Source organism: Acidovorax sp., from assembly GCF_022763525.1.
GTDB lineage: Bacteria > Pseudomonadota > Gammaproteobacteria > Burkholderiales > Burkholderiaceae_C > Acidovorax.
The window spans coordinates 1-18,416 of the sequence record NZ_JALEGG010000265.1 but is presented as its reverse complement, the minus strand read 5'-3'; the positions used below and the strand labels follow the sequence as shown (position 1 = coordinate 18,416).

Annotated in this window: 16 protein-coding genes and 1 tRNA gene; 11 read left to right on the top strand and 6 right to left on the bottom strand. The window is 66.1% G+C overall.

Translation table 11 applies throughout. The features are described 5' to 3' along the window. Positions 1-21: 21 nt before the first annotated feature. The 3 genes from MRY84_RS20415 to MRY84_RS20405 all read right to left on the bottom strand — a co-directional run bounded on the left by MRY84_RS20415 (position 22) and on the right by MRY84_RS20405 (position 3,100). Entirely contained in the window at positions 22-603 is a 582-nt protein-coding gene (locus MRY84_RS20415) for a peptidylprolyl isomerase (RefSeq protein ID WP_291507509.1), read from the bottom strand. After that, positions 600-1,895 carry a L,D-transpeptidase family protein gene (locus tag MRY84_RS20410; protein ID WP_291507508.1) on the bottom strand — a complete coding sequence of 432 codons (1,296 nt, stop codon included), beginning with the start codon at positions 1,893-1,895 and terminating at the stop codon, positions 600-602. The genes MRY84_RS20415 and MRY84_RS20410 overlap by 4 nt, the downstream gene beginning before the upstream one ends. Before the next feature lie 86 nt (positions 1,896-1,981). Continuing rightward, complete coding sequence (locus tag MRY84_RS20405) at positions 1,982-3,100, bottom strand: tetratricopeptide repeat protein (protein ID WP_291507507.1); 1,119 nt, start codon at positions 3,098-3,100, stop codon at positions 1,982-1,984. Positions 3,101-3,315: 215 nt separating this feature from the next. Between MRY84_RS20405 and cysS the strand changes: the two genes are divergently transcribed. The 6 genes from cysS (at position 3,316) to MRY84_RS20375 (ending at position 9,828) form a co-directional block, all read left to right on the top strand. Next, on the top strand, positions 3,316-4,695 hold the full coding sequence (gene cysS / locus MRY84_RS20400; protein WP_291507506.1) for a cysteine--tRNA ligase: 1,380 nt from the start codon (positions 3,316-3,318) through the stop codon (positions 4,693-4,695). A 63-nt stretch (positions 4,696-4,758) separates the two neighbouring features. Further along, positions 4,759-5,412, top strand: a complete 654-nt coding sequence (locus MRY84_RS20395) for a DNA-3-methyladenine glycosylase 2 family protein (RefSeq protein ID WP_291507511.1) — start codon at positions 4,759-4,761, stop codon at positions 5,410-5,412. A gap of 102 nt (positions 5,413-5,514) precedes the next feature. Next, positions 5,515-6,492 carry an acetyl-CoA carboxylase carboxyltransferase subunit alpha gene (locus MRY84_RS20390; protein WP_291507505.1) on the top strand — a complete coding sequence of 326 codons (978 nt, stop codon included), beginning with the start codon at positions 5,515-5,517 and terminating at the stop codon, positions 6,490-6,492. A gap of 203 nt (positions 6,493-6,695) precedes the next feature. Beyond that, on the top strand, positions 6,696-8,546 hold the full coding sequence (locus tag MRY84_RS20385; RefSeq protein WP_291507504.1) for a methyl-accepting chemotaxis protein: 1,851 nt from the start codon (positions 6,696-6,698) through the stop codon (positions 8,544-8,546). A 129-nt stretch (positions 8,547-8,675) separates the two neighbouring features. After that, a complete protein-coding gene (tilS, locus tag MRY84_RS20380) occupies positions 8,676-9,656 on the top strand; it encodes a tRNA lysidine(34) synthetase TilS (protein WP_291507503.1) in 981 nt (326 codons plus the stop codon). A gap of 79 nt (positions 9,657-9,735) precedes the next feature. After that, positions 9,736-9,828 (top strand) — tRNA-Ser (locus MRY84_RS20375). Between the two features lie 229 nt (positions 9,829-10,057). On the opposite strand, the gene MRY84_RS20370 is transcribed toward MRY84_RS20375, so the two are convergent. The 3 genes from MRY84_RS20370 to MRY84_RS20360 are packed head-to-tail and all read right to left on the bottom strand — an operon-like array spanning position 10,058 to position 12,653. Beyond that, positions 10,058-10,495, bottom strand: a complete 438-nt coding sequence (locus MRY84_RS20370) for a S4 domain-containing protein (RefSeq protein ID WP_291507502.1) — start codon at positions 10,493-10,495, stop codon at positions 10,058-10,060. Continuing rightward, a complete protein-coding gene (locus tag MRY84_RS20365; protein ID WP_291507510.1) occupies positions 10,492-11,940 on the bottom strand; it encodes a sensor histidine kinase in 1,449 nt (482 codons plus the stop codon). Before MRY84_RS20365 ends, MRY84_RS20370 begins: the two co-directional genes overlap by 4 nt. Positions 11,941-11,954: 14 nt before the next feature. Continuing rightward, positions 11,955-12,653 carry a response regulator transcription factor gene (locus MRY84_RS20360; protein WP_291507501.1) on the bottom strand — a complete coding sequence of 233 codons (699 nt, stop codon included), beginning with the start codon at positions 12,651-12,653 and terminating at the stop codon, positions 11,955-11,957. Positions 12,654-12,929: 276 nt separating this feature from the next. On the opposite strand from MRY84_RS20360, the gene MRY84_RS20355 reads away from it, so the two are divergent. The 5 genes from MRY84_RS20355 to MRY84_RS20335 all read left to right on the top strand — a co-directional run. Next, entirely contained in the window at positions 12,930-13,889 is a 960-nt protein-coding gene (locus MRY84_RS20355) for a tripartite tricarboxylate transporter substrate-binding protein (RefSeq protein ID WP_291507500.1), read from the top strand. Between the two features lie 92 nt (positions 13,890-13,981). Further along, entirely contained in the window at positions 13,982-14,500 is a 519-nt protein-coding gene (locus MRY84_RS20350; RefSeq protein ID WP_291507499.1) for a tripartite tricarboxylate transporter TctB family protein, read from the top strand. 12 nt (positions 14,501-14,512) lie between these two features. Beyond that, the gene (locus MRY84_RS20345; protein WP_291507498.1) at positions 14,513-16,018 is read left to right on the top strand and encodes a tripartite tricarboxylate transporter permease; all 1,506 of its coding nucleotides are present in this window, start codon (positions 14,513-14,515) and stop codon (positions 16,016-16,018) included. A 226-nt stretch (positions 16,019-16,244) separates the two neighbouring features. Continuing rightward, on the top strand, positions 16,245-16,928 hold the full coding sequence (locus MRY84_RS20340; RefSeq protein ID WP_291507497.1) for a DUF2325 domain-containing protein: 684 nt from the start codon (positions 16,245-16,247) through the stop codon (positions 16,926-16,928). A 119-nt stretch (positions 16,929-17,047) separates the two neighbouring features. After that, the coding region (locus tag MRY84_RS20335; protein ID WP_291507496.1) for a sigma 54-interacting transcriptional regulator at positions 17,048-18,416 on the top strand (1,369 nt) is incomplete at its 3' end.

Genomic DNA, 18,416 nt, shown 5'->3' with positions numbered 1-18,416 from the left:
TTTCAAAAAGAGGTGCGTCACTCACTTCACCACGGTGGCGGAGGTGATGGTGACGGGGGTAGTGGGCACGTTCTGGTGCGGGCCCTTGTTGGCAGTGGCCACGGCCTTGATCTTGTCCACCACGGCCGTGCCTTCGATCACCTTGCCGAACACGGCATACCCATGCCCGTCGGGGTTGGGAGCGTTGAGCATGGCATTGTCCTTCACGTTGATGAAGAACTGCGAAGTGGCCGAGTTGGGGTTACCCGTGCGCGCCATGGCGATCGTGTAGATATCGTTCTTGAGGCCGTTGTTGGCCTCCAGGGGGATGGGCGCGCGGGTAGGCTTGGGCTGCATGTCGGCCGTGAAGCCGCCGCCCTGGATCATGAAGCCGTTGATGACGCGGTGGAACACCGTGCCGTCGTAGTGCTTGTCGTTCACGTAGGCCAGAAAGTTCTCGACCGTCTTGGGCGCCTTGTCCGGGTCGAGCTGCACGACGATGTCACCCATCGAGGTGGCCAGCTTGACCTTGGGCGCGTCCTGGGCCTGCACGTTTGCTACTGAAAAAGTAGCTGCCAGCGCAATACTGGCAAGCGCCAGGGTCGAATTTCTTCTGGAAATCATCCAATCACTCCTTCGAAAAATATCTGCCACTGCTGCCCCCGGCGCGCCCAGTATTGGCGCTTGACGGGGCCGGTGCGGGCGCCTGCGGCGACCTCGCCGAACGTTACCACCATGGTGTCGGAAGAATCTGTCCAGCGCAGGTAAGACTTGTCTTTGAGGTGGAGTTCCCGCCCACGCAACGCACGGGCTTCAGCCTCCAGCACCTGGCTCCACTCGGCCAGCGGCTTCTTGCGGGAGCTTTGGAAGTCGGGGGCGTAGAAGCTCAGCAGGCGTTTCATGTCGCCCTCGGTCTTGGCTGTGCGCCATGCGTTGAGGACCGCCTCGAAGGTGGAGCGCTCCGCCTGCACGCTGTGGGGTGCCACCCAGTGCAGCTGGCGCGCGATGACCACCGGTGTGGAGCGCGGCTCCACCGTGTGCAGGATGCGTTCCAGATCGGGATTGGCGAGCACCAGGCACCCATCAGTGGACAGTGGCGCGCGCGCGAACTGGTCCGGCGGCGTGCCGTGCAGCCAGATGCCGCCGCCCGTTTTGCCCCGGCTCTGGTCCAGGGGGTTGGGGTAGTTGATGGGCAGTGCGCCCGCGCCGTAGAAGTCCTTGAGCGTGGCGGGGTCGAGCCGGCTGGTGATGAAGTACACGCCCAGAGGAGTGCGCTGATCGCCTTCGATGCCTTTTTCGATCCCCAGCTTGCCTACCGAAGCGTAGTAGTCCGCCACCAGCACCAGGCCTTTGGCCGTATTTTCGAACAGGTACAGGCGCGAGCGCGAGGCGTCCACCGCGATGGCGTGCCGGGAGCGGGTCGAGAGCTCCAGGAATTGAGCGGGGATCGTGCCCGCAAGCGGGCGGCTGCGCAGCGCATCCACGCGCTGGCGCGACTCGTTGCGCAGCTCGTCCAGCACGGACGCGACCTGGATGCTGCGGGCCGTATCGGGCTCGGGCACGTCGCCAAAACGGCGGAGGGGGCGGGTGCGGGCCATCAGCAGATCGCCCACCGCGAGCTGGGCCAGCTGGAAATTGGGATAGTCGCGCGCCAGACTCTCCGCCTGCGCCAGGGCTTCGCGGCCCTGGCCGCGGGCGGCGAGGCGATAGACCTCCATCAGCCGGGCCTCGGCCTGGCCATCGCGCAGGTCCGGCGGCTTGGGAGCCGCAGACACCTTGGGCGCGGGTGTGGATTGTGCCGTGCGCCGGGCTTTGTGAGATTGCGAGTAGGCCGGGGCCGCAGCCTGCGCGAGCGCAGCCAGCAGTACGGCGCTGGTCGCCGCCTTGCGGCCATGGGCAAACGGGTGGAGCACCATGCAGTCGTCAGCGGCTCAGGGAAGAGACCGCACTGGCAAAAAAAAAGCCCGCGCAGCAGGCGCAGGCACCGCCTGGGGCTTCACGCTCAACCGCCCGTGGATTCGCGCACGATGGCCCAGCGGCCGTTGTTGTTCACCAAGTCCAGCGTCTTGCGGCTGGAAACGTTGAGCGCATCCGCACTGTAGGCCTGGCGAAACCGCGCCGTGGCCTTGTCGCCCTTGACCGATACCGTCATGTCCGACAGGCGCACGCTGATCTTGGATTTGCCCACGATGCGGGCTTCGCGCTCTTTTTCCCACTCGGCTCGGGATTGGCTGCCGGGCGGGTCGAACGACTTGTCGTAGGCGCCGAGATACCCCTTCATGTCCTTGGCCGCCCACGCGGCCGCCCAGGCTTGCACGGCGGACGTGACGGCCTGAGTGGCTGCCGCATCGCTGGCGGCGGCGGGCGCAGGAGCTGCGGGAGCGGATGCCGCTGCAGGGGCAGGAGCAGTGGCGGGCGCGGCTGCAGGTGCCGGTGTGGGGGCTGGGGCGGGAGCCGCTGCGGGAGCGGGTACCGGCGCGGCGGGTGCCGCAGCAGGAGCGGGCGCAGGCGGCGCGGGCCGCTGCGTTGCCACCACGGCCGGCGTGGCGGCGGCTGGCGCCGTGGCAGCGGCGGGGCGCACGCCCTTGCCCGTCAAGTCCGCGGAAAACAGCTCGCGGATCAGCGCGAGCTTGGGCTTGACCGAATTGGCGCTGGTGGCGTCCAGCTGCAGCGCCTTGTTGTAGGCCTGGCTGGCCAGCTTGGCATAGATGTCGCCCAGGTTCTCATGGGCCGTCGCGTAGCTCGGGTTGGTGCGGATCGCCATCTCGAGCGCGGTGCGGGCCTTGTCCAGCTGGTTCTGGTTGGCGTACAGCACGGCCAGGTTGTTGTAGGGCTCGGGCAGCTCCGGATACTCTTCCGTGAGCTTGGTGAACGTGGCAATCGCGTCGGCCGGCTTGCCGGAATCCGCCTGCGCCACGCCGCGCAGGAAGCGCAACTGGGGGTCGCGCGGGTTGGCCGCCAGGCGCTGGTCCGCCTTGGCCAGCGCGTCGGCTGGCTTGCCTGCCTTGATCAGTTGCGCGATCTCCGCATAGTCGTTGGCATGGGCCACGCCGGCGCTCATGAGCGCGGTCAGTGCCATCAGGCGCAGGAGGCGTGGAAGTGTGCGGCGGACTTGCTTCATGGAGAGGTGAGGGGAGTTGGGCAGCGTCAGGCCCGGGCGGGGGCTTATACTGCGGCGGATTGTAGCTGAGGGGGTTGTCATGACGGTACGCTGTTGCCGCTGGTGATTTCGCTGGACGCCCTCGCCGGGCCGGCCCCCGCCAAAGGGGCTGCCGCCCCTGTGCTGCCGGGGCCCATTTCGCCCACCCCCATCCCGTCTCCCGTAACTGAAATCCCATGAGCTTGCGCATCTACAACACGCTTTCGCGTGCATTGGAGGACTTTTCCCCGCTCGAACCCGGCCATGTGCGCATGTATGTGTGCGGCATGACCATCTACGACCTTTGCCACATCGGCCATGCCCGCATGATGATGGCGTTTGACGTGGTGCAGCGCTGGCTCAAGGCCAGCGGCCTGAAGGTCACCTACGTGCGCAACATCACCGACATCGACGACAAGATCATCAAGCGCGCGCTGGAGCGGGGCATCACCATCCGCCAGCTCACCGACGAGATGATCGCCGCCATGCACCAGGACATCGGCCTGCTGGGCATCGAGCCGCCGTCGGTCGAGCCCCGCGCCACCGAATACGTGCCCCAGATGCTCTCGCTCATCACACAGCTGGAAGGCAAGGGCCTGGCCTACCGGGCGAGCAACGGCGACGTGAACTATTCCGTGCGCAAGTTCGATGGCTACGGCAAGCTCTCGGGCAAGTCGCTCGACGAGCTGCGCGCCGGCGAGCGGGTGGCCGTGCTGGACGGCAAGGAAGACCCGCTCGACTTTGTGCTGTGGAAATCCGCCAAGGCCGAGGAGCCGCCCGAGGCCAAGTGGGACAGCGCTTTTGGCGCTGGCCGCCCCGGCTGGCACATCGAATGCTCGGCCATGAGCTGCGCCACGCTGGGCGAGACGTTTGACATCCATGGCGGCGGCGCGGACCTGCAGTTCCCGCACCACGAGAACGAAATCGCCCAGAGCGAAGGCGCCACGGGCAAGCCCCTGGCCAGGTTCTGGGTGCACAACGGCTTTGTGCGCGTGGACAACGAGAAGATGTCCAAGAGCCTGGGCAACTTCTTCACCATCCGCGACGTGCTCAAGAGCTACGACGCGGAGACGCTGCGCTTCTTCATGGTGCGCGCCCACTACCGCAGCGCGCTGAACTACAGCGACGCCCATCTGGACGATGCGCGCCAAGCTTTGAAGCGCCTGTACACGGCGCTGAGCCTGGTGGCCCCGGCGCAGGTGCCGTCCATCGACTGGACCGGCCCCTATGCCGCCCGTTTCAAGGCCGCCATGGACGAAGACTTCGGTACGCCCGAGGCCGTGGCTGTGCTGTTCGACCTGGCAGGCGAGGTCAACAAGACCCGCTCGGCCGAGCTGGCAGGGTTGCTCAAGGCGCTGGGAAGCTGCCTCGGTGTATTGCAGGGTGACCCGCGAGCCTTCCTGCAGGCCGGCGCGGCGCTGGACGAATCCGCCATCCAGGCGCAGATTGCCGCCCGGGCCGCCGCCAAGGCGGCCAAGGACTTTGCCGAGGCTGACCGCATTCGCCAGGAGCTGCTCGCCCAGGGCATCGTGCTCAAGGACTCCGCCACCGGCACGACCTGGGAAGCCGCGCAGTGATCCCTTCTTTTGTGAAATTTGCCTCTGGCGCAGATGGGGTAAGCGGTGGCAGCTACTAAAAAAATAGCGGATGTCGCCGCCAATCCTGCCCTGGTAGTGGCCACGCCTGACTACTGGTCGGAGGCGTGCAAGCACCTGGTGAAGAAGGATCGGGTCATGAAGCGCCTGATCCCGCAGTTCGGTGACGCCGCGCTGCAAACACGCGGCGATGCGTTTGTGACGCTCGCGCGTTCCATTGTGGGCCAGCAAGTCTCGGTGGCGTCGGCGCAGGCCGTGTGGGAGCGCTTTGCCGCACTGCCCCGCAGCATGAAGCCCGCCAGCGTGCTCAAGCTCAAGATCGACGACATGCGGGCTGCGGGATTGTCTGCGCGCAAGGTGGACTACCTCGTGGACCTGGCCATGCATTTTGAAAGCGGCAAGCTCCACGTCAAGGACTGGGCGGCGATGGATGACGAGGCCATCATTGCCGAGCTCGTCGCCATCCGCGGCATTGGCCGCTGGACCGCCGAGATGTTCCTCATCTTCTACCTGATGCGCCCCAATGTATTGCCCCTGGACGACCCGGGGTTGATCGCCGGCATCAGCCACAACTACTTTTCGGGCGACCCGGTCAGCCGCAGCGATGCCCGCGAAGTCGCCGAGGCCTGGAAGCCCTGGTGCAGTGTGGCGACTTGGTATATTTGGCGGTCGCTGGACCCCTTGCCCGTGGCCTACTGAGGCCGCCTCGCGCGCTTCACAAAACCCGTTACGTTACATGTCGGTTACAGTGCGTGCCATTCGTGGCGGCCGGACCCGGCGTGAGCCCTAAGGAGAACAACGTTGGCGAAAAAAACCTTTCTGGATTTCGAGCAGCCTATCGCAGAGCTGGAGTCCAAAATTGAAGAACTGCGCTACGTGCAGACCGAGAGCGCAGTCGATATCTCGGAAGAAATCGACCAGCTCAGCAAAAAGAGCCAGCAGCTCACCAAGGACATCTACAGCGAGCTGACACCCTGGCAGATCACCAAGATTGCCCGCCACCCCGAGCGCCCCTACACGCTCGACTATGTGCGCGACATCTTCACCGACTTTGTCGAATTGCACGGCGACCGCCACTACGCGGACGACCTGTCCATTGTGGGCGGGCTGGCACGCTTCAACGGCCACGCCTGCATGGTCATCGGCCACCAGAAGGGCCGTGACACCAAAGAGCGCGCCATGCGCAACTTCGGCATGAGCAAGCCCGAGGGCTACCGCAAGGCCCTGCGCCTGATGAAGACGGCCGAGAAGTTCAAGCTGCCGGTGTTCACCTTTGTGGACACGCCCGGCGCCTACCCCGGCATCGACGCCGAGGAGCGTGGCCAGTCCGAAGCCATCGGCCGCAACATCTTCGAGATGGCGCAGCTCGAGGTGCCCATCATCACCACCATCATCGGCGAAGGCGGCTCCGGCGGCGCGCTGGCCATCAGCGTGGCCGATCAGGTGATCATGCTGCAGTACGCCATCTACTCCGTGATCAGCCCCGAGGGTTGCGCGTCCATCCTGTGGAAGACCAGCGACAAGGCCCAGGAAGCGGCCGATGCGCTGGGCATCACGGCGCACCGCCTCAAGGCCCTGGGTCTGGTGGACAAGATCGTGAACGAACCCGTGGGCGGCGGGCACCGCGACCACAAGCAGATGGCCGCGTTCCTCAAGCGCGCGCTGGGCGATGCCTTCCGCCAGGTGGCCGACCTCAAGGTCAAGGACCTGCTGGAGCGCCGCTACGAGCGCCTGCAAAGCTACGGCCGGTTCAGCGACACCAAGGCGGACAGCCGCTGACCTGCTGGCGGTGCGCGCTTGGGGGCTGATCCCGCTCCGTTGCTGGGTCTGCCACAGCAGTATTGAAAGACGGCTCTTCGGAGCCGTCTGTCGTTTGGTGTCAACGCCCATGCGGTGGATCGGGCTTGCCCGCTAGCGCTCCGGTTGCAACCAGATGTAGCATGTTTTTTGCCCTCCTCTGAGGGGGGATACAGGAGGGCCTCATGTCGCTGCTCAAAACGCTCAAAGGTCAGATTCTTGCGCTGTCCGCTGCCTGCCTCGTGCTGGCGCTGCTGGTGCTTACCATGGCCAACTTCCTGGTGGCACGAACTCAGGCCCGCGAGAGCCTCATCGAGGAGAGCCAGGCCACTGCCAAGAGCCATGGGGAGACCATCGAGGAATGGGGCCGCGGCAAGGCCATGATCGTTGCGGCCTCCGTCGCCGCGTTCGAGGAGCCCGAGCCCGCCAAGACCCTTGCAATGCTGCGCGATGCCGGCAAGTTCTCCACGGTGTACTTTGGCTTTGCCGACAAGAAGTACATCTTTTCCGAAACGCGCAACCTGCCGCCTGACTACGACCCCACCGCCCGGCCCTGGTACAAGCAGGCGGCCACTGCGGGCGCGCCGGTCATCACGCCGCCCTACATTTCGGCCTCGGACGGCAAGCTCGTCGTCACCTTTGCTTCGCCCGTGGGCACCGGGGCGGCGCTCAAGGGGGTTGCTGCGGGCGATGTGTCGATGGAGTCCGTGGTGGCCACCGTCGCGTCGGTGCGGCCCACGCCGCAGAGCTTCGGCTTCATGGCGTCCAGTGACGGCAAGATCATCGCCCACCCCGATGCAGCGCTCACCCTCAAGCCGCTGACCGATCTGGCGCCAGGCCTCACGTCGGAAAAACTGCAGGCTGCAACCAAGGCCAAGGAACTGCTGGGTGTGGAAATTGGCGGCCGCCAGCGGCTGCTCACGGTGGTGCCGATCGCCGGCACCAGCTGGATGCTGGTGGTGGCGCTGGACGAAAGCGAGGCGCTCGCGCCCATCCGCGCGATGCTGACCACCTCGGTGCTGTCCAGCATCGTGGTGCTGTCCATCGCCGTGGCCCTGCTGGCGGCTGTGCTGACGCAGCGCCTGCGCCGCCTCACCCAGGTGCGTGATGCGATGCACGAAGTGGGCGAGGGTGACGGCGACCTCTCGCGCCGCATCGAAACCCATGGCGAGGACGAGCTGGCGCAGATCGCCTCGAGCTTCAACAACTTCGCGGGCAAGCTCTCAGGCGTGCTGGCCCAGATCCGCGATGCCAGCAGCTCGGTGCGCGTGGCGGCCGAGGAGATCGCCACCGGCAACCAGGACCTGAGCGGGCGCACCGAGCTCACGGCCTCCAGCCTGCAGCAGACCTCGGCGTCCATGCAGCAGCTCACAGAGACAGTGCGGCACAACGCCGACGCGGCGCGCCAGGCCAACCAGCTGGTGGCCCAGGCTTCCAGCGTGGCGCAGCACGGTGGCACCGTGGTGGGCAATGTGGTGACCACCATGGAGCAGATCAACGCGGCCTCGCGCAAGATCAACGACATCATCGGCGTGATTGACGGCATCGCCTTCCAGACCAACATCCTGGCGCTGAACGCGGCGGTGGAGGCCGCGCGGGCTGGCGAGCAGGGGCGGGGCTTCGCCGTGGTGGCGGGCGAGGTGCGCAGCCTGGCGCAGCGCAGTGCGGAGGCGGCGCGCGAGATCAAGACGCTGATCAACACCTCGGTCGAGCAGGTCGAGAACGGCTCGCGCCTGGTGCACGACGCCGGTACCACCATGACCGACATCGTCACGTCCGTGCAGCGCGTCACGGACATCATGGCCGAGATCACTGCATCCACCAACGAGCAGAGCACCAGCATTGGCGAGGTGGGTCAGGCCGTCGCGCAACTGGACCAGATGACCCAGCAGAACGCAGCCCTGGTGGAACAGAGCGCCGCTGCGGCACAAAGCCTCAAGGACCAGTCGGTGCGGCTGTCCGAGGTGGTGGGCACCTTCCGCCTGTCGACCGACACGGCGCATCCGGCGCCGCGCCTGGCTGCACCCGGCCGCTGAGTCGCCCTGGCACCAAGCACGGGGCGCTCGGCGGCGGCCGCGATAATCCGCCCCCATGTGCTGCCGTCCCCGCGCCCTGGTGGGCCCCTGCTTGTTTCTTCACCGCGCCGATGCGGGGGAAGGCGCAGCGTGACCCAGTCGTTCGAGGCCGCCATCCAGGCCTTTGCGCCCGCGCTTCCGCTGGCCGTGGGGCTCAGCGGAGGAGCCGACTCCACGGCCTTGCTGGTCGCCTGTGCGCGGCGTTGGCCGGGGCAGGTGCAAGCCATCCATGTGCACCATGGCCTGCAGGCTGCGGCCGACGGTTTTGCTCTTCAGTGTGCAGACCTGTGCCATCAGCTGGGCGTCCCGCTGATCCTGCAGCACGTGGATGCGCGCAACGCACGCGGTCAAAGCCCCGAAGACGCGGCGCGGCAGGCGAGATATGAGGCTTTTGATGCTGTAGCGCAGGGCAGTCAAGCGCAACCAGCTATCAAATCGGTAGCATTGGCGCAGCATGCCGACGACCAGGCAGAAACACTGCTGCTGGCTTTGTCGCGCGGCGCGGGTGTGGCCGGATTGGCCGCCATGCCCGCCCGCTGGCAGCGCGCCGGGCTGACGTGGTACCGCCCGCTGCTGCAGGTGGCGGGCGCTGACGTGCGGCGCTGGCTGCTCGCACAGGGCATCGCCTGGATTGAAGACCCCACCAACGCCGACCTTCGCTACACCCGCAATCGCATCCGCGCGCAGCTGCTTCCTGCGTTGGACGCCGTGTTTCCGGCATTTCGCGACACCTTTGCGCGCTCGGCATCGAACGCCGCACAGGCCGCAGAGCTACTACACGAAATTGCCACGGCAGACCTGGCCCAGGTGGGTGTGCCGCCGCGGATCCAAGCCGTGCAACAGCTCAGCCGTGCCCGGCAGGCCAACGTGATGCGATGGTGGTTGCGCCAGCACCACCAGACGACACCAGCTGCTGCGCAGTTGGCGGAATTGCTGGATCAACTTGCAGCTTGCACTACCCGAGGCCATCGGATCCACATCAAGGTCGGGCGCGGATTCGTGGTGCGCAGTGGAGCCCACCTGGATTGGTCCGATCCCGCTGCCTTGGTCCACGGCGCAAACCCGCCTTAGCTTTGTCCAGGACCTGGGCGTCGCTCGGGCTGCCCGGTACGTCAAAAGTGCCCCTGAAATAAGGCATAATGGCGGGATTGGAAACGTGACCGAGTGGCCGAAGGTGCTCCCCTGCTAAGGGAGTATGGGGTGTAGAGCCTCATCGAGGGTTCGAATCCCTCCGTTTCCGCCAAGCCAGAACCCCAAGTGATCCATTCACTTGGGGTTTTTTGCTTTTCTACAGGTCTTGAGCAGATCTTGGGCAGGTTCGTGCTGAGTCGGCTCCACCGCCCAGGATCCATTCACGCTGAGCTTTCCGATGTGCCGCGCAATCCTTTGGAAAGTTCATCCCAAGCGCACGTTCTCAGCTCCATCAATCTAGGCCCCATGCAGTGCCACAGCATGGCAAGCTTCAGCGGGCTTTACTCATCAATGGATGCGCTCCATCGGCTGCCCCAGTCGTTCCCTCGCTGCTGGACCTTGTCGATCTCTCGCCGATCGCGTTTGGTGGGACGGCCTTCCTGCAGGCTCGCGGCAGGTTCGGGGGCCAAGCGGCGCAGTTCGGCGGTTTTCTCGCGCGCGGCGATGCTCTCGGGGGTTTCCTCGTACAGCTGCTGCGCGACCGGGGCCGGCCCGCGTGCGCCGCTCAAGCCCTTGACCAATACAGTGCGTGGTACCACCCCCTGGCGCAGCGCCACGGTGTCGCCGCAGCGCAGGTCGCGTGCTGGCTTGGCGGGTTGGTCGTTGACGGTGACCCGGCCTTTGGCGATCTCTTCGGCAGCCAGGCTGCGCGTTTTGTAAAAGCGGGCGCACCACAGCCACTTGTCCAGGCGCATGGTCTCCAGCGGGAGGTTTTTCATGCGGGCGATTGTGCCGCGTGGTCCGGCGCCGCGCTGTCAGCCGAGGGCGCGGCCAGGGGGAGGCGGACCACGGCGTCCAGCCCGACCACGCGGCCGCCTGCCGTTCGGTTGGTCAGCGCGATGGTGCCCCCGAGGGCCTGCACAATCTCGTGGCAGATGGCCAGGCCCAGGCCGCTGCCTGTGCGCACGTCGCCGGCCGAGAAGGGTTGGAACAGGCGTGTGGCGAGCTCGTCGTCAATGCCCGGCCCGTGGTCGCTGATGGTGAGTGCCAGATGGCGGCTGTCGGTGCGCAGGTCCACGGTGAGTTCGCTGCCTTCTGGCGCATGGCGCACGGCGTTGTGCAGCAGGTTGCGGCTGAGCTCGCGCAGCATCCACTCGTGGGCCAGCACCCGCGCGGGCTCGGTGTGGATGCCGAAGTCCAGGTCACGCTGTGCGATCAAGGGCGATATCTCCAGCGCCACGGCGCGCAGGATGTCATCCAGCCGCGCGGCGGGCGGGGTGCTTTGCTGGCGCAGCTGCTCCACCTTGGCCAGCGCCAGCATCTGGTTGGCCAGCTGGGTTGCGCGGTCCACGGTATCGCTGATTTCGTGCAGGGCCTGCTGAGGCTCCACATCGCCACGCAGGGCGGATTGCACCTGGGTCTTGAGCACCGCCAACGGCGTGCGCAACTGATGCGAGGCATCGCGCACAAAGCGCTTTTGGTGCCGCAGCAGATGACGCAGGCGCTGCATGACCTCGTTGGTGGCATCGATGAGCGGCTGCAGCTCGCGCGGGGTGGATGGGGCGGCGATGGGGCTCAGGTCTCCTTCGCGGCGCCCCTGCAGCTGCAGGCTCAATTGCCGCACGGGATGGATGGCCCGCTGCACCACCAGCACGACGGTCAAGCCAATCACGGCGATCAGGACAGCCTGGCGCAGCAGGGTGTTGCGCAGGATCTGCAGGGCCAGGGTTTCGCGCACTTCCAGGGTTTCTGCCACCTGAATCACAGCCATGGTGCGGCCTTCCGAGCTCGCCACGGGCTGCAGCAGCACCGCAACGCGTACATCGCGGTCCCGAAAGCGTTCGTCGTAGAAATCCACCAGGGCCGCGTAGGGCGGGCGATCTGGTATCTGTCCACGCCACACAGGCAGCTCGGCAAACCCTGACACCAGGTCGCCCTGCAAGGTGGACACGCGGTAGAACATCTGGCTCTGGTTGTCTGCCTCAAAGGCCTCCAGTGCGGAGTAGGGCACTGTGGCGCGCAACTGCGCTGCATCATCGTAGCCCCGCACGTCGAGCTGTTCGCTGATGCTCTTGGCCGATGCCAGCAGCGTGCGGTCATAGGCCGTGTTGAGTGAGGCCAGGGTTTGCTGGTAGAGGCTGTAGGTGTTGAAGCCGATGAACAGCACCACCGGCAGCAGGATGCCCAGCAGCAGCCTGCGGCGCAGGGATGGATGGCGCTGCATGCCCACTGCGGCGTTCATGTGTCTGCCCGCAGCAGATAGCCCAGTCCGCGCAAGGTCATCAGCGTGAGGCCCGTGCCCGACAGTTTCTTGCGCAGGCGGTAAACCACCACCTCGATGGCTTCGTACTGCACGTCCAGTTGGCCGGGGAACACCAGTTCATACAGCCGCTCCTTGGTCACCGCATGGCCTGGCTGGGCGAGCAGGGCGTGCATCAGCGCCAGTTCGCGTGGGGTCAGCTCCATGACTTCGCCGTTCAAGTAAAGCGCGCCACTGTCCTTGTCGTAGCGGATGGCGCCGATCTGTACGGTGCTGGGCGCCATCGGCGTGCCGGGGGCGGGTTCGGCGCTGCGGCGCACCAGCGCCCGCAGGCGGGCTTCCAGCTCGTCCAGATCAAAGGGTTTGGGCAGGTAGTCGTCCGCGCCTGCGTTCAGGCCCATCACGCGGTCACCCACGGTGCCGCGCGCAGTCAGGATGAGCACCGGCGTGCGCAGGCCACGCGTGCGTGCCTGCTGCAGCACTTGCAGGCCGTCCAGCCCGGGCAGGGTGAGGTCGAGGATGACGGCATCGGGCTGCCGGGCCGCCCATTGGCCCAGGGCCGCGCGGCCGTCTCCTACGGCGGTGACTTCCATGCCACGCCGCGTCAAGGCGCGGTGCAGCGTGGCCTGCATGGTCGGGTCGTCTTCAACAAGAAGCAATTGCATGCTTGAGAACATATCACTCCCGTGGCCCGCATGCGCACCTGCGGATTCCGCGCAGAACCGGCGCAGGCAGCGGCTGCCGCCCTGCGCTCCGTTCGCCAGCGAGTCGACGAAATCGGCGCGCCCGAGTCCGATGCGCCCGTGGAACTGGCACTGCCAGGCCGCTGGGTGCGCTCCCCGTGGGGCGAAGGTGCGCAGTGCCACAAGGGGTTTTCCCTAGGTTCGAGGACAGCCGTTTGACAGGCAGGGCGCGCATCATCGAGCGGTTCGCAAACCTTACAAGGAGACACCATGCGTCGCGATACCTTCCTTAAAACACTGGCTGCCATGGCAGCAGCAGGCGCGCTGCCTGTGTCCGCCCAGAGCGCTCCGGCCCTCAAGATGATGATTCCGGCCAACCCTGGCGGCGGGTGGGATACCACGGGCCGTGCGTTGGGCAAGGCGATGCAGGATGCAGGGGTGGCATCGGCGGTGTCTTATGACAACAAGGGCGGTGCAGCCGGCGCGATCGGCCTGGCGCAGTTCGTCAACGCCAGCAAGGGCGACCCGAACGCACTGATGGTGATGGGCGCCGTGATGCTGGGCGGCATCATCACCGGCAAGCCCCCGGTGGGCCTGGACAAGGTCACGCCGCTGGCGCGCCTGACAAGCGAATACAACGTGTTCGTGCTGCCCGCCAATTCGCCGTTCAAGTCCATGAAGGACGTGGTAGACCAGCTCAAGAAGGACCCCGGCAGCGTGAAGTGGGGGGGTGGTTCGCGCGGCTCTACCGAGCACATCGCGGCGGCCATGATTGCGCGCGAAGTGGGTGTGGACCCTGCCAAGATCAACTACGTGGCTTTCCGTGGGGGTGGCGAGGCCACTGCAGCCATCCTGGGTGGCAATGTCACCGTGGGCGGCAGCGGCTACAGCGAGTTTGCCGAGTACATCGCGGCCGGCAAGATGCGCGCGGTGGGGGTCACCTCGGGCTCGCGCCTGAAAGGTGTGAACGTGGCCACGCTCAAGGAGCAGGGCATCAATGTGGAAATCGGCAACTGGCGCGGTGTGTATGGCGCCCCCGGCATCACGGCCGAGCAGCGCAAGGCCCTGATCGACGCGCTGGCCAAGACCTTCAAGCACAAGGCCTGGCAGGACGCCATGGAGAAGAACGGCTGGACCCCCGCCTGGATGGCAGGCGACGAGTTTGCCAACTTCGTGGACGCAGAGTTCGCCAGCATGCGGGCCACGATGGCCAAGTCCGGCATGATCTGACGCCGCCGCACACCGCTGCCGCCGTGGCACCGCCTCTCGGGCGGACCACGTTGGCGCAGGTGTGCATGGGTGGTGCGTGCGAGGATAAAAAAATGACACAACAACATTCATCGCGCTCCAAGCCGCTGCAGACCCTGGTGGGCCTGGGCTTGGTCGCTCTTTCGCTGTTGCTCGCCTGGGGCGCCAGCTCGGTCAGCTCCGAAGCGGGCTATGGCGGCGTCGGTCCCAACTTCTTTCCCTGGGTGGTCAGCATTGCCGTGCTGGTGTGTGGCGTGCTGTGCGTGGTGCAGGCGCTGACCGGTGGTTTTCGCGACCTCGAAGAAGGCTCGGGCGATCCGCGTGCCCACTGGAAGGGTTTTGTCTGGGTTTCTGCCGGGTTGCTGCTCAATGCCGCGCTCATCACCACCCTGGGCTTCATTCTCAGCTGCACGCTGTGCTTCGTGCTCGCGGTGCGGGGCTTTCGGAGCTCTGAAGGCGAGCTGGACCTGCGTCTGCAAGCCTGGATCAAGGACACCGCCATCGGCATCGCACTGTCTGCTCCGGTTTTCTGGATGTTTACCAAAATGCTGGCCATCAACCTGCCTGGCCTGACCAACACGGGGTGGCTGTAAGGCCTGCACGCTATGGAAACGTTGAACCTTTTGATGCAGGGATTCGCCACCGCGGCGACACCCATCAACCTCATGTGGGCCTTTGTGGGCTGCATGATCGGCACAGCGGTCGGCGTGCTGCCGGGCATCGGGCCGGCGGTGGCCGTGGCCATGCTGCTGCCCATCACCGTCAAGGTCGAGGCCACGGCCTCGATGATCTTCTTCGCCGGGATTTACTACGGCGCCATGTACGGGGGCTCCACCACCTCCATTCTGCTCAACACCCCGGGTGAAGCCGGCTCCATGGTCACGGCCATGGAAGGCAACAAGATGGCCAAGAGCGGCCGTGCCGGTGCGGCGCTGGCCACGGCGGCCATTGGTTCGTTCGTGGCGGGCACCATCGCAACGGTGCTGGTCACCTTCTTTGCGCCCCTGGTGGCCGAATATGCCGTGCGCCTGGGACCGCCCGAGTACTTCCTGTTGATGGTGCTGGCGTTCACCACGGTGAGCGCGGTGCTGGGCAAGAGCACGCTGCGCGGCATGGTGGCGCTGTTCGTGGGGCTCGCCATGGGCCTCATCGGCATCGACCAGATCACGGGCCAGGCACGCTATACCGGTGGGGTGCCCGAGCTCATGGACGGCATTGAAGTCGTGCTGATCGCCGTAGGCCTGTTTGCGGTGGGCGAGGCGCTGTACAACGTGATGTACGAAGGCCGCGTGGACGAGACGCAGAACCGCCTGACGAGCACGCACATGACCAAGGAAGAATGGAAGCGCTCCTGGCCCGCCTGGATCCGCGCCACGTTCATCGGTTTTCCGTTTGGCACCGTGCCTGCGGGCGGCTCCGAAATTCCGACCTTCCTGAGCTACGCGGCCGAGAAGAAGCTCAGCAAGAATCCCGAGGAGTTTGGTACCACCGGCGCCATCGAAGGCGTGGCCGGCCCTGAGGCGGCCAACAACGCGGCCATCACGGCCACGCTGATTCCGCTGCTCACCCTGGGCATTCCCACGTCCAACACCACGGCCATCTTGCTGGGCGCGTTCCAGAACTACGGCATCAACCCCGGCCCGCAGTTGTTCGACACCAACGGCGCGCTGGTGTGGGCGCTGATCGCGTCGATGTACATCGGCAACGTGATGCTGCTCATCCTGAACCTGCCTTTGGTTGGCTTGTGGGTGAAGCTGCTGAACATTCCGAAGTCGTACCTGTACGCGGGCATCCTGGTGTTCTCGACGCTGGGGGTTTATGGCATGCGCCAGAGCGCCTTTGACCTGGTACTGCTGTACGCCATCGGCCTGCTGGGCGTGGTCATGCGCCGCTTTGACTTCCCTTCGGCACCGGTGGTGGTGGGCATGATCCTGGGCCCCCTGGCCGAGGCGCAGATGCGCAATGCCGTGTCGATTGGCGAAGGCAAGTGGACGATCTTCCTGGAGCGCCCCGGATCCATCACGCTGCTCGTGATCATTCTGGCGGTGCTGATCCTGCCGCGCGTGCTGCGGCGCTGGGCAGCGCGCAAGCTGGCCTTGGCCCAGGCCTGACCGCCGAGCAGCACGCCTGTGCTGGCCCACAAAAAGAAACCGCGCTGCAATGGCGCGGTTTTGTTTTTTGGGGTCGCCCACAGGCAGGGCTTTTACCGGGTTGCGTGCAAGCCAAGCACCGGAGGCTTCCTGCCCCCGGTGCCTTCCCCACCACGGTGACTTGCGTTCTCACAAGCCGCGAATCCTACCATAAAATGCGAATCGTTCTTATTTGCAAAGGTGGCGCATGCAATCACTTCCGCAGGAGTTTCTGGCGCTGTGCCGTCAATTGGGCGATGCGCAAAAGCGCTGCAGCACCATCGTGAGCGCACAGGCGGCGCAGATCGAGGCCCTGCAGGCCCAGGTATTGCGGCTGCGCGCCCAGGTGATCGTGCGAGACACGCGGCTCGCCCTGGCGCAGGATCAGTTGGCACAGCTGAGCCAAACGCACCCCAGCCTCCCGCGCCGCAAGGCGATGGCCCGCCACATCAGCGTGCTGGCCGAGCGCATTGCCAGCCTGTCGCGCGAATGCCTGCGCTGGCGCTTGGCCGCACAGGGGAATGGGGAGGTGCCGCAGCCCAATGCGGTGGAGCCCGAGCGCCCCCGAGGAGTGGCAGATCCCCACCCGCCAGCCGCGGCCAGCGGGGCGGGGCGGACCGAAGCGGACGCCGTGGCGGCCAGCGCTCTGGACGCGAACCTTGCCGCGGCGGATCTGGTCATCTGCCAGACCGGCTGCGTCAGCCACGACGAGTACTGGCGCGTGCAGGACCACTGCCGCCGCACAGGCAAGCCCTGCATCCTGGTGGACCAGCCGCTGGCCGTGCGCGAGGCCGAGGCGCTGGCGGCCATCCAGCCCATGGTCGTCCTGCGCATGACGCGTGCGCAGCGTCCGGCTGGCGCGGCCCAGCCCGCTGCACACGCAGGAATTTGATGCGAAACAGGCCGTAGCGCCCGCTGATCAAGCGCAGGCAGCTATAAAAATAATAGCTTCTGGATCGCGTGACGGCTGTGCAAGCCCATCCCTGCGGACCGCCGCGCTACCATCCGCGGATGCCCCTGCTCAACGACGACGCCCCCGCTCTGCCGCTGGATGCCCAGGGCATTCTGGAACTGGCGGCACGCTCCATGTTCCAGCTGTTTTCCAGCGTCAGCCAGGGCATGTTCCTGGTGGACCGCAGCGGTCGCATCGTGTGGGTGAACGAGGGCTATCAGCGCTTCCTGCCCGACCTGGGCTTCTCGTCGGTGGACGAATTCGTGGGCCGCACGGTGGAAGAGGTCATTCCCAACACCCAGATGCGCCGCGTGCTCGAAACCGGCCAACCCGTGCTCATTGACCTGCTCACCAACAAGGCGGGCACTTTCGTGGTCAGCCGGATTCCGCTGCGGGATGATGCCGACCGCGTGATCGGCGCGATCGGCATCGTGCTCTTCGACCATCCCGAAACCACGCTGCAGCCACTCATCAGCAAATTTGCGTTGCTGCAGCGTGACCTGGACGACGCACGGCGCGAACTGGCCAGCCAGCGCCGCCGCAGCCTGGCGGTGGCGGGCGATGGCGAGCGGCGGTCCAAGTACACCTTTGCCAGCTTCATCGGATCCAGCCCCGCCGCGGCCGAGGTCAAGCGCCAAGCGCGCCGTGCAGCGCAGTCCAGCAGCCCGGTGCTGCTGCTGGGCGAGACGGGTACAGGCAAGGAACTGCTGGCCCACGCCATCCATGCAGCATCCAGCCGGGCAAGCGGTCCGTTTGTCAGCGTCAACATCGCGGCCGTGCCCGACACGTTGCTCGAGGCCGAGTTCTTTGGCGTGGCCCCGGGCGCCTACACCGGCGCATCGGCCAAGGGACGCGACGGCAAGTTCAAGCTGGCCGACGGTGGCACCCTGTTCCTTGACGAAATCGGCGACATGCCTCAAAGCCTGCAGGCCAAGCTGCTGCGCGCCCTGCAGGAGGGGGAGATCGAGCCGCTGGGCAGCAACCAGCTCGTGCCCTTCAACGTGCGCATCCTGGCGGCCACCTCGCGCGATCTGCTGGCACTGGTGCGCGAGGGCAAGTTCCGCGAAGACCTGTTCTACCGCTTGCACGTGCTGCCAGTGCGCGTGCCGCCGCTGCGGGCGCGGCGCAGCGACATTCCTGCGCTGGTCGAGGCGCTGGGCGACGACCTCGCGCTGCGCAACGGCACCCCGCCGCCCGAGCTGCTGCCCGAGGCCATGGCCCTGCTTGCCGGGCAGCCCTGGCGCGGCAATATCCGCGAGTTGCGCAACGTGCTGGAGCAGGCGGTGATGCGCAGCGAAGGCCAGGCCATCGACGCAGCGCAGCTCGAGCGCATCCTGCGCGAAGCGGGTGTCGAGCCTGCGGCGCCGGTGCAGGACACCACCGCGGTGGTGGTCGAGGTGGAGGATGAGTCGCGCTACCTGCGCCCCT

Excerpts from the sequence above, each read along its gene's own strand:
- MRY84_RS20405 (WP_291507507.1), bottom strand. The coding sequence starts at position 3,100 with ATGAAGCAAGTCCGCCGCACACTTCCACGCCTCCTGCGCCTGATGGCA.
- MRY84_RS20345 (WP_291507498.1), top strand. The coding sequence starts at position 14,513 with ATGGAAACGTTGAACCTTTTGATGCAGGGATTCGCCACCGCGGCGACA.
- MRY84_RS20350 (WP_291507499.1), top strand. The coding sequence starts at position 13,982 with ATGACACAACAACATTCATCGCGCTCCAAGCCGCTGCAGACCCTGGTG.
- MRY84_RS20385 (WP_291507504.1), top strand. The coding sequence starts at position 6,696 with ATGTCGCTGCTCAAAACGCTCAAAGGTCAGATTCTTGCGCTGTCCGCT.
- MRY84_RS20415 (WP_291507509.1), bottom strand. The coding sequence starts at position 603 with ATGATTTCCAGAAGAAATTCGACCCTGGCGCTTGCCAGTATTGCGCTG.
- MRY84_RS20370 (WP_291507502.1), bottom strand. The coding sequence starts at position 10,495 with ATGAAAAACCTCCCGCTGGAGACCATGCGCCTGGACAAGTGGCTGTGG.
- MRY84_RS20340 (WP_291507497.1), top strand. The coding sequence starts at position 16,245 with ATGCAATCACTTCCGCAGGAGTTTCTGGCGCTGTGCCGTCAATTGGGC.
- MRY84_RS20355 (WP_291507500.1), top strand. The coding sequence starts at position 12,930 with ATGCGTCGCGATACCTTCCTTAAAACACTGGCTGCCATGGCAGCAGCA.
- MRY84_RS20360 (WP_291507501.1), bottom strand. The coding sequence starts at position 12,653 with ATGTTCTCAAGCATGCAATTGCTTCTTGTTGAAGACGACCCGACCATG.
- MRY84_RS20365 (WP_291507510.1), bottom strand. The coding sequence starts at position 11,940 with ATGCAGCGCCATCCATCCCTGCGCCGCAGGCTGCTGCTGGGCATCCTG.
- MRY84_RS20410 (WP_291507508.1), bottom strand. The coding sequence starts at position 1,895 with ATGGTGCTCCACCCGTTTGCCCATGGCCGCAAGGCGGCGACCAGCGCC.
- cysS (WP_291507506.1), top strand. The coding sequence starts at position 3,316 with ATGAGCTTGCGCATCTACAACACGCTTTCGCGTGCATTGGAGGACTTT.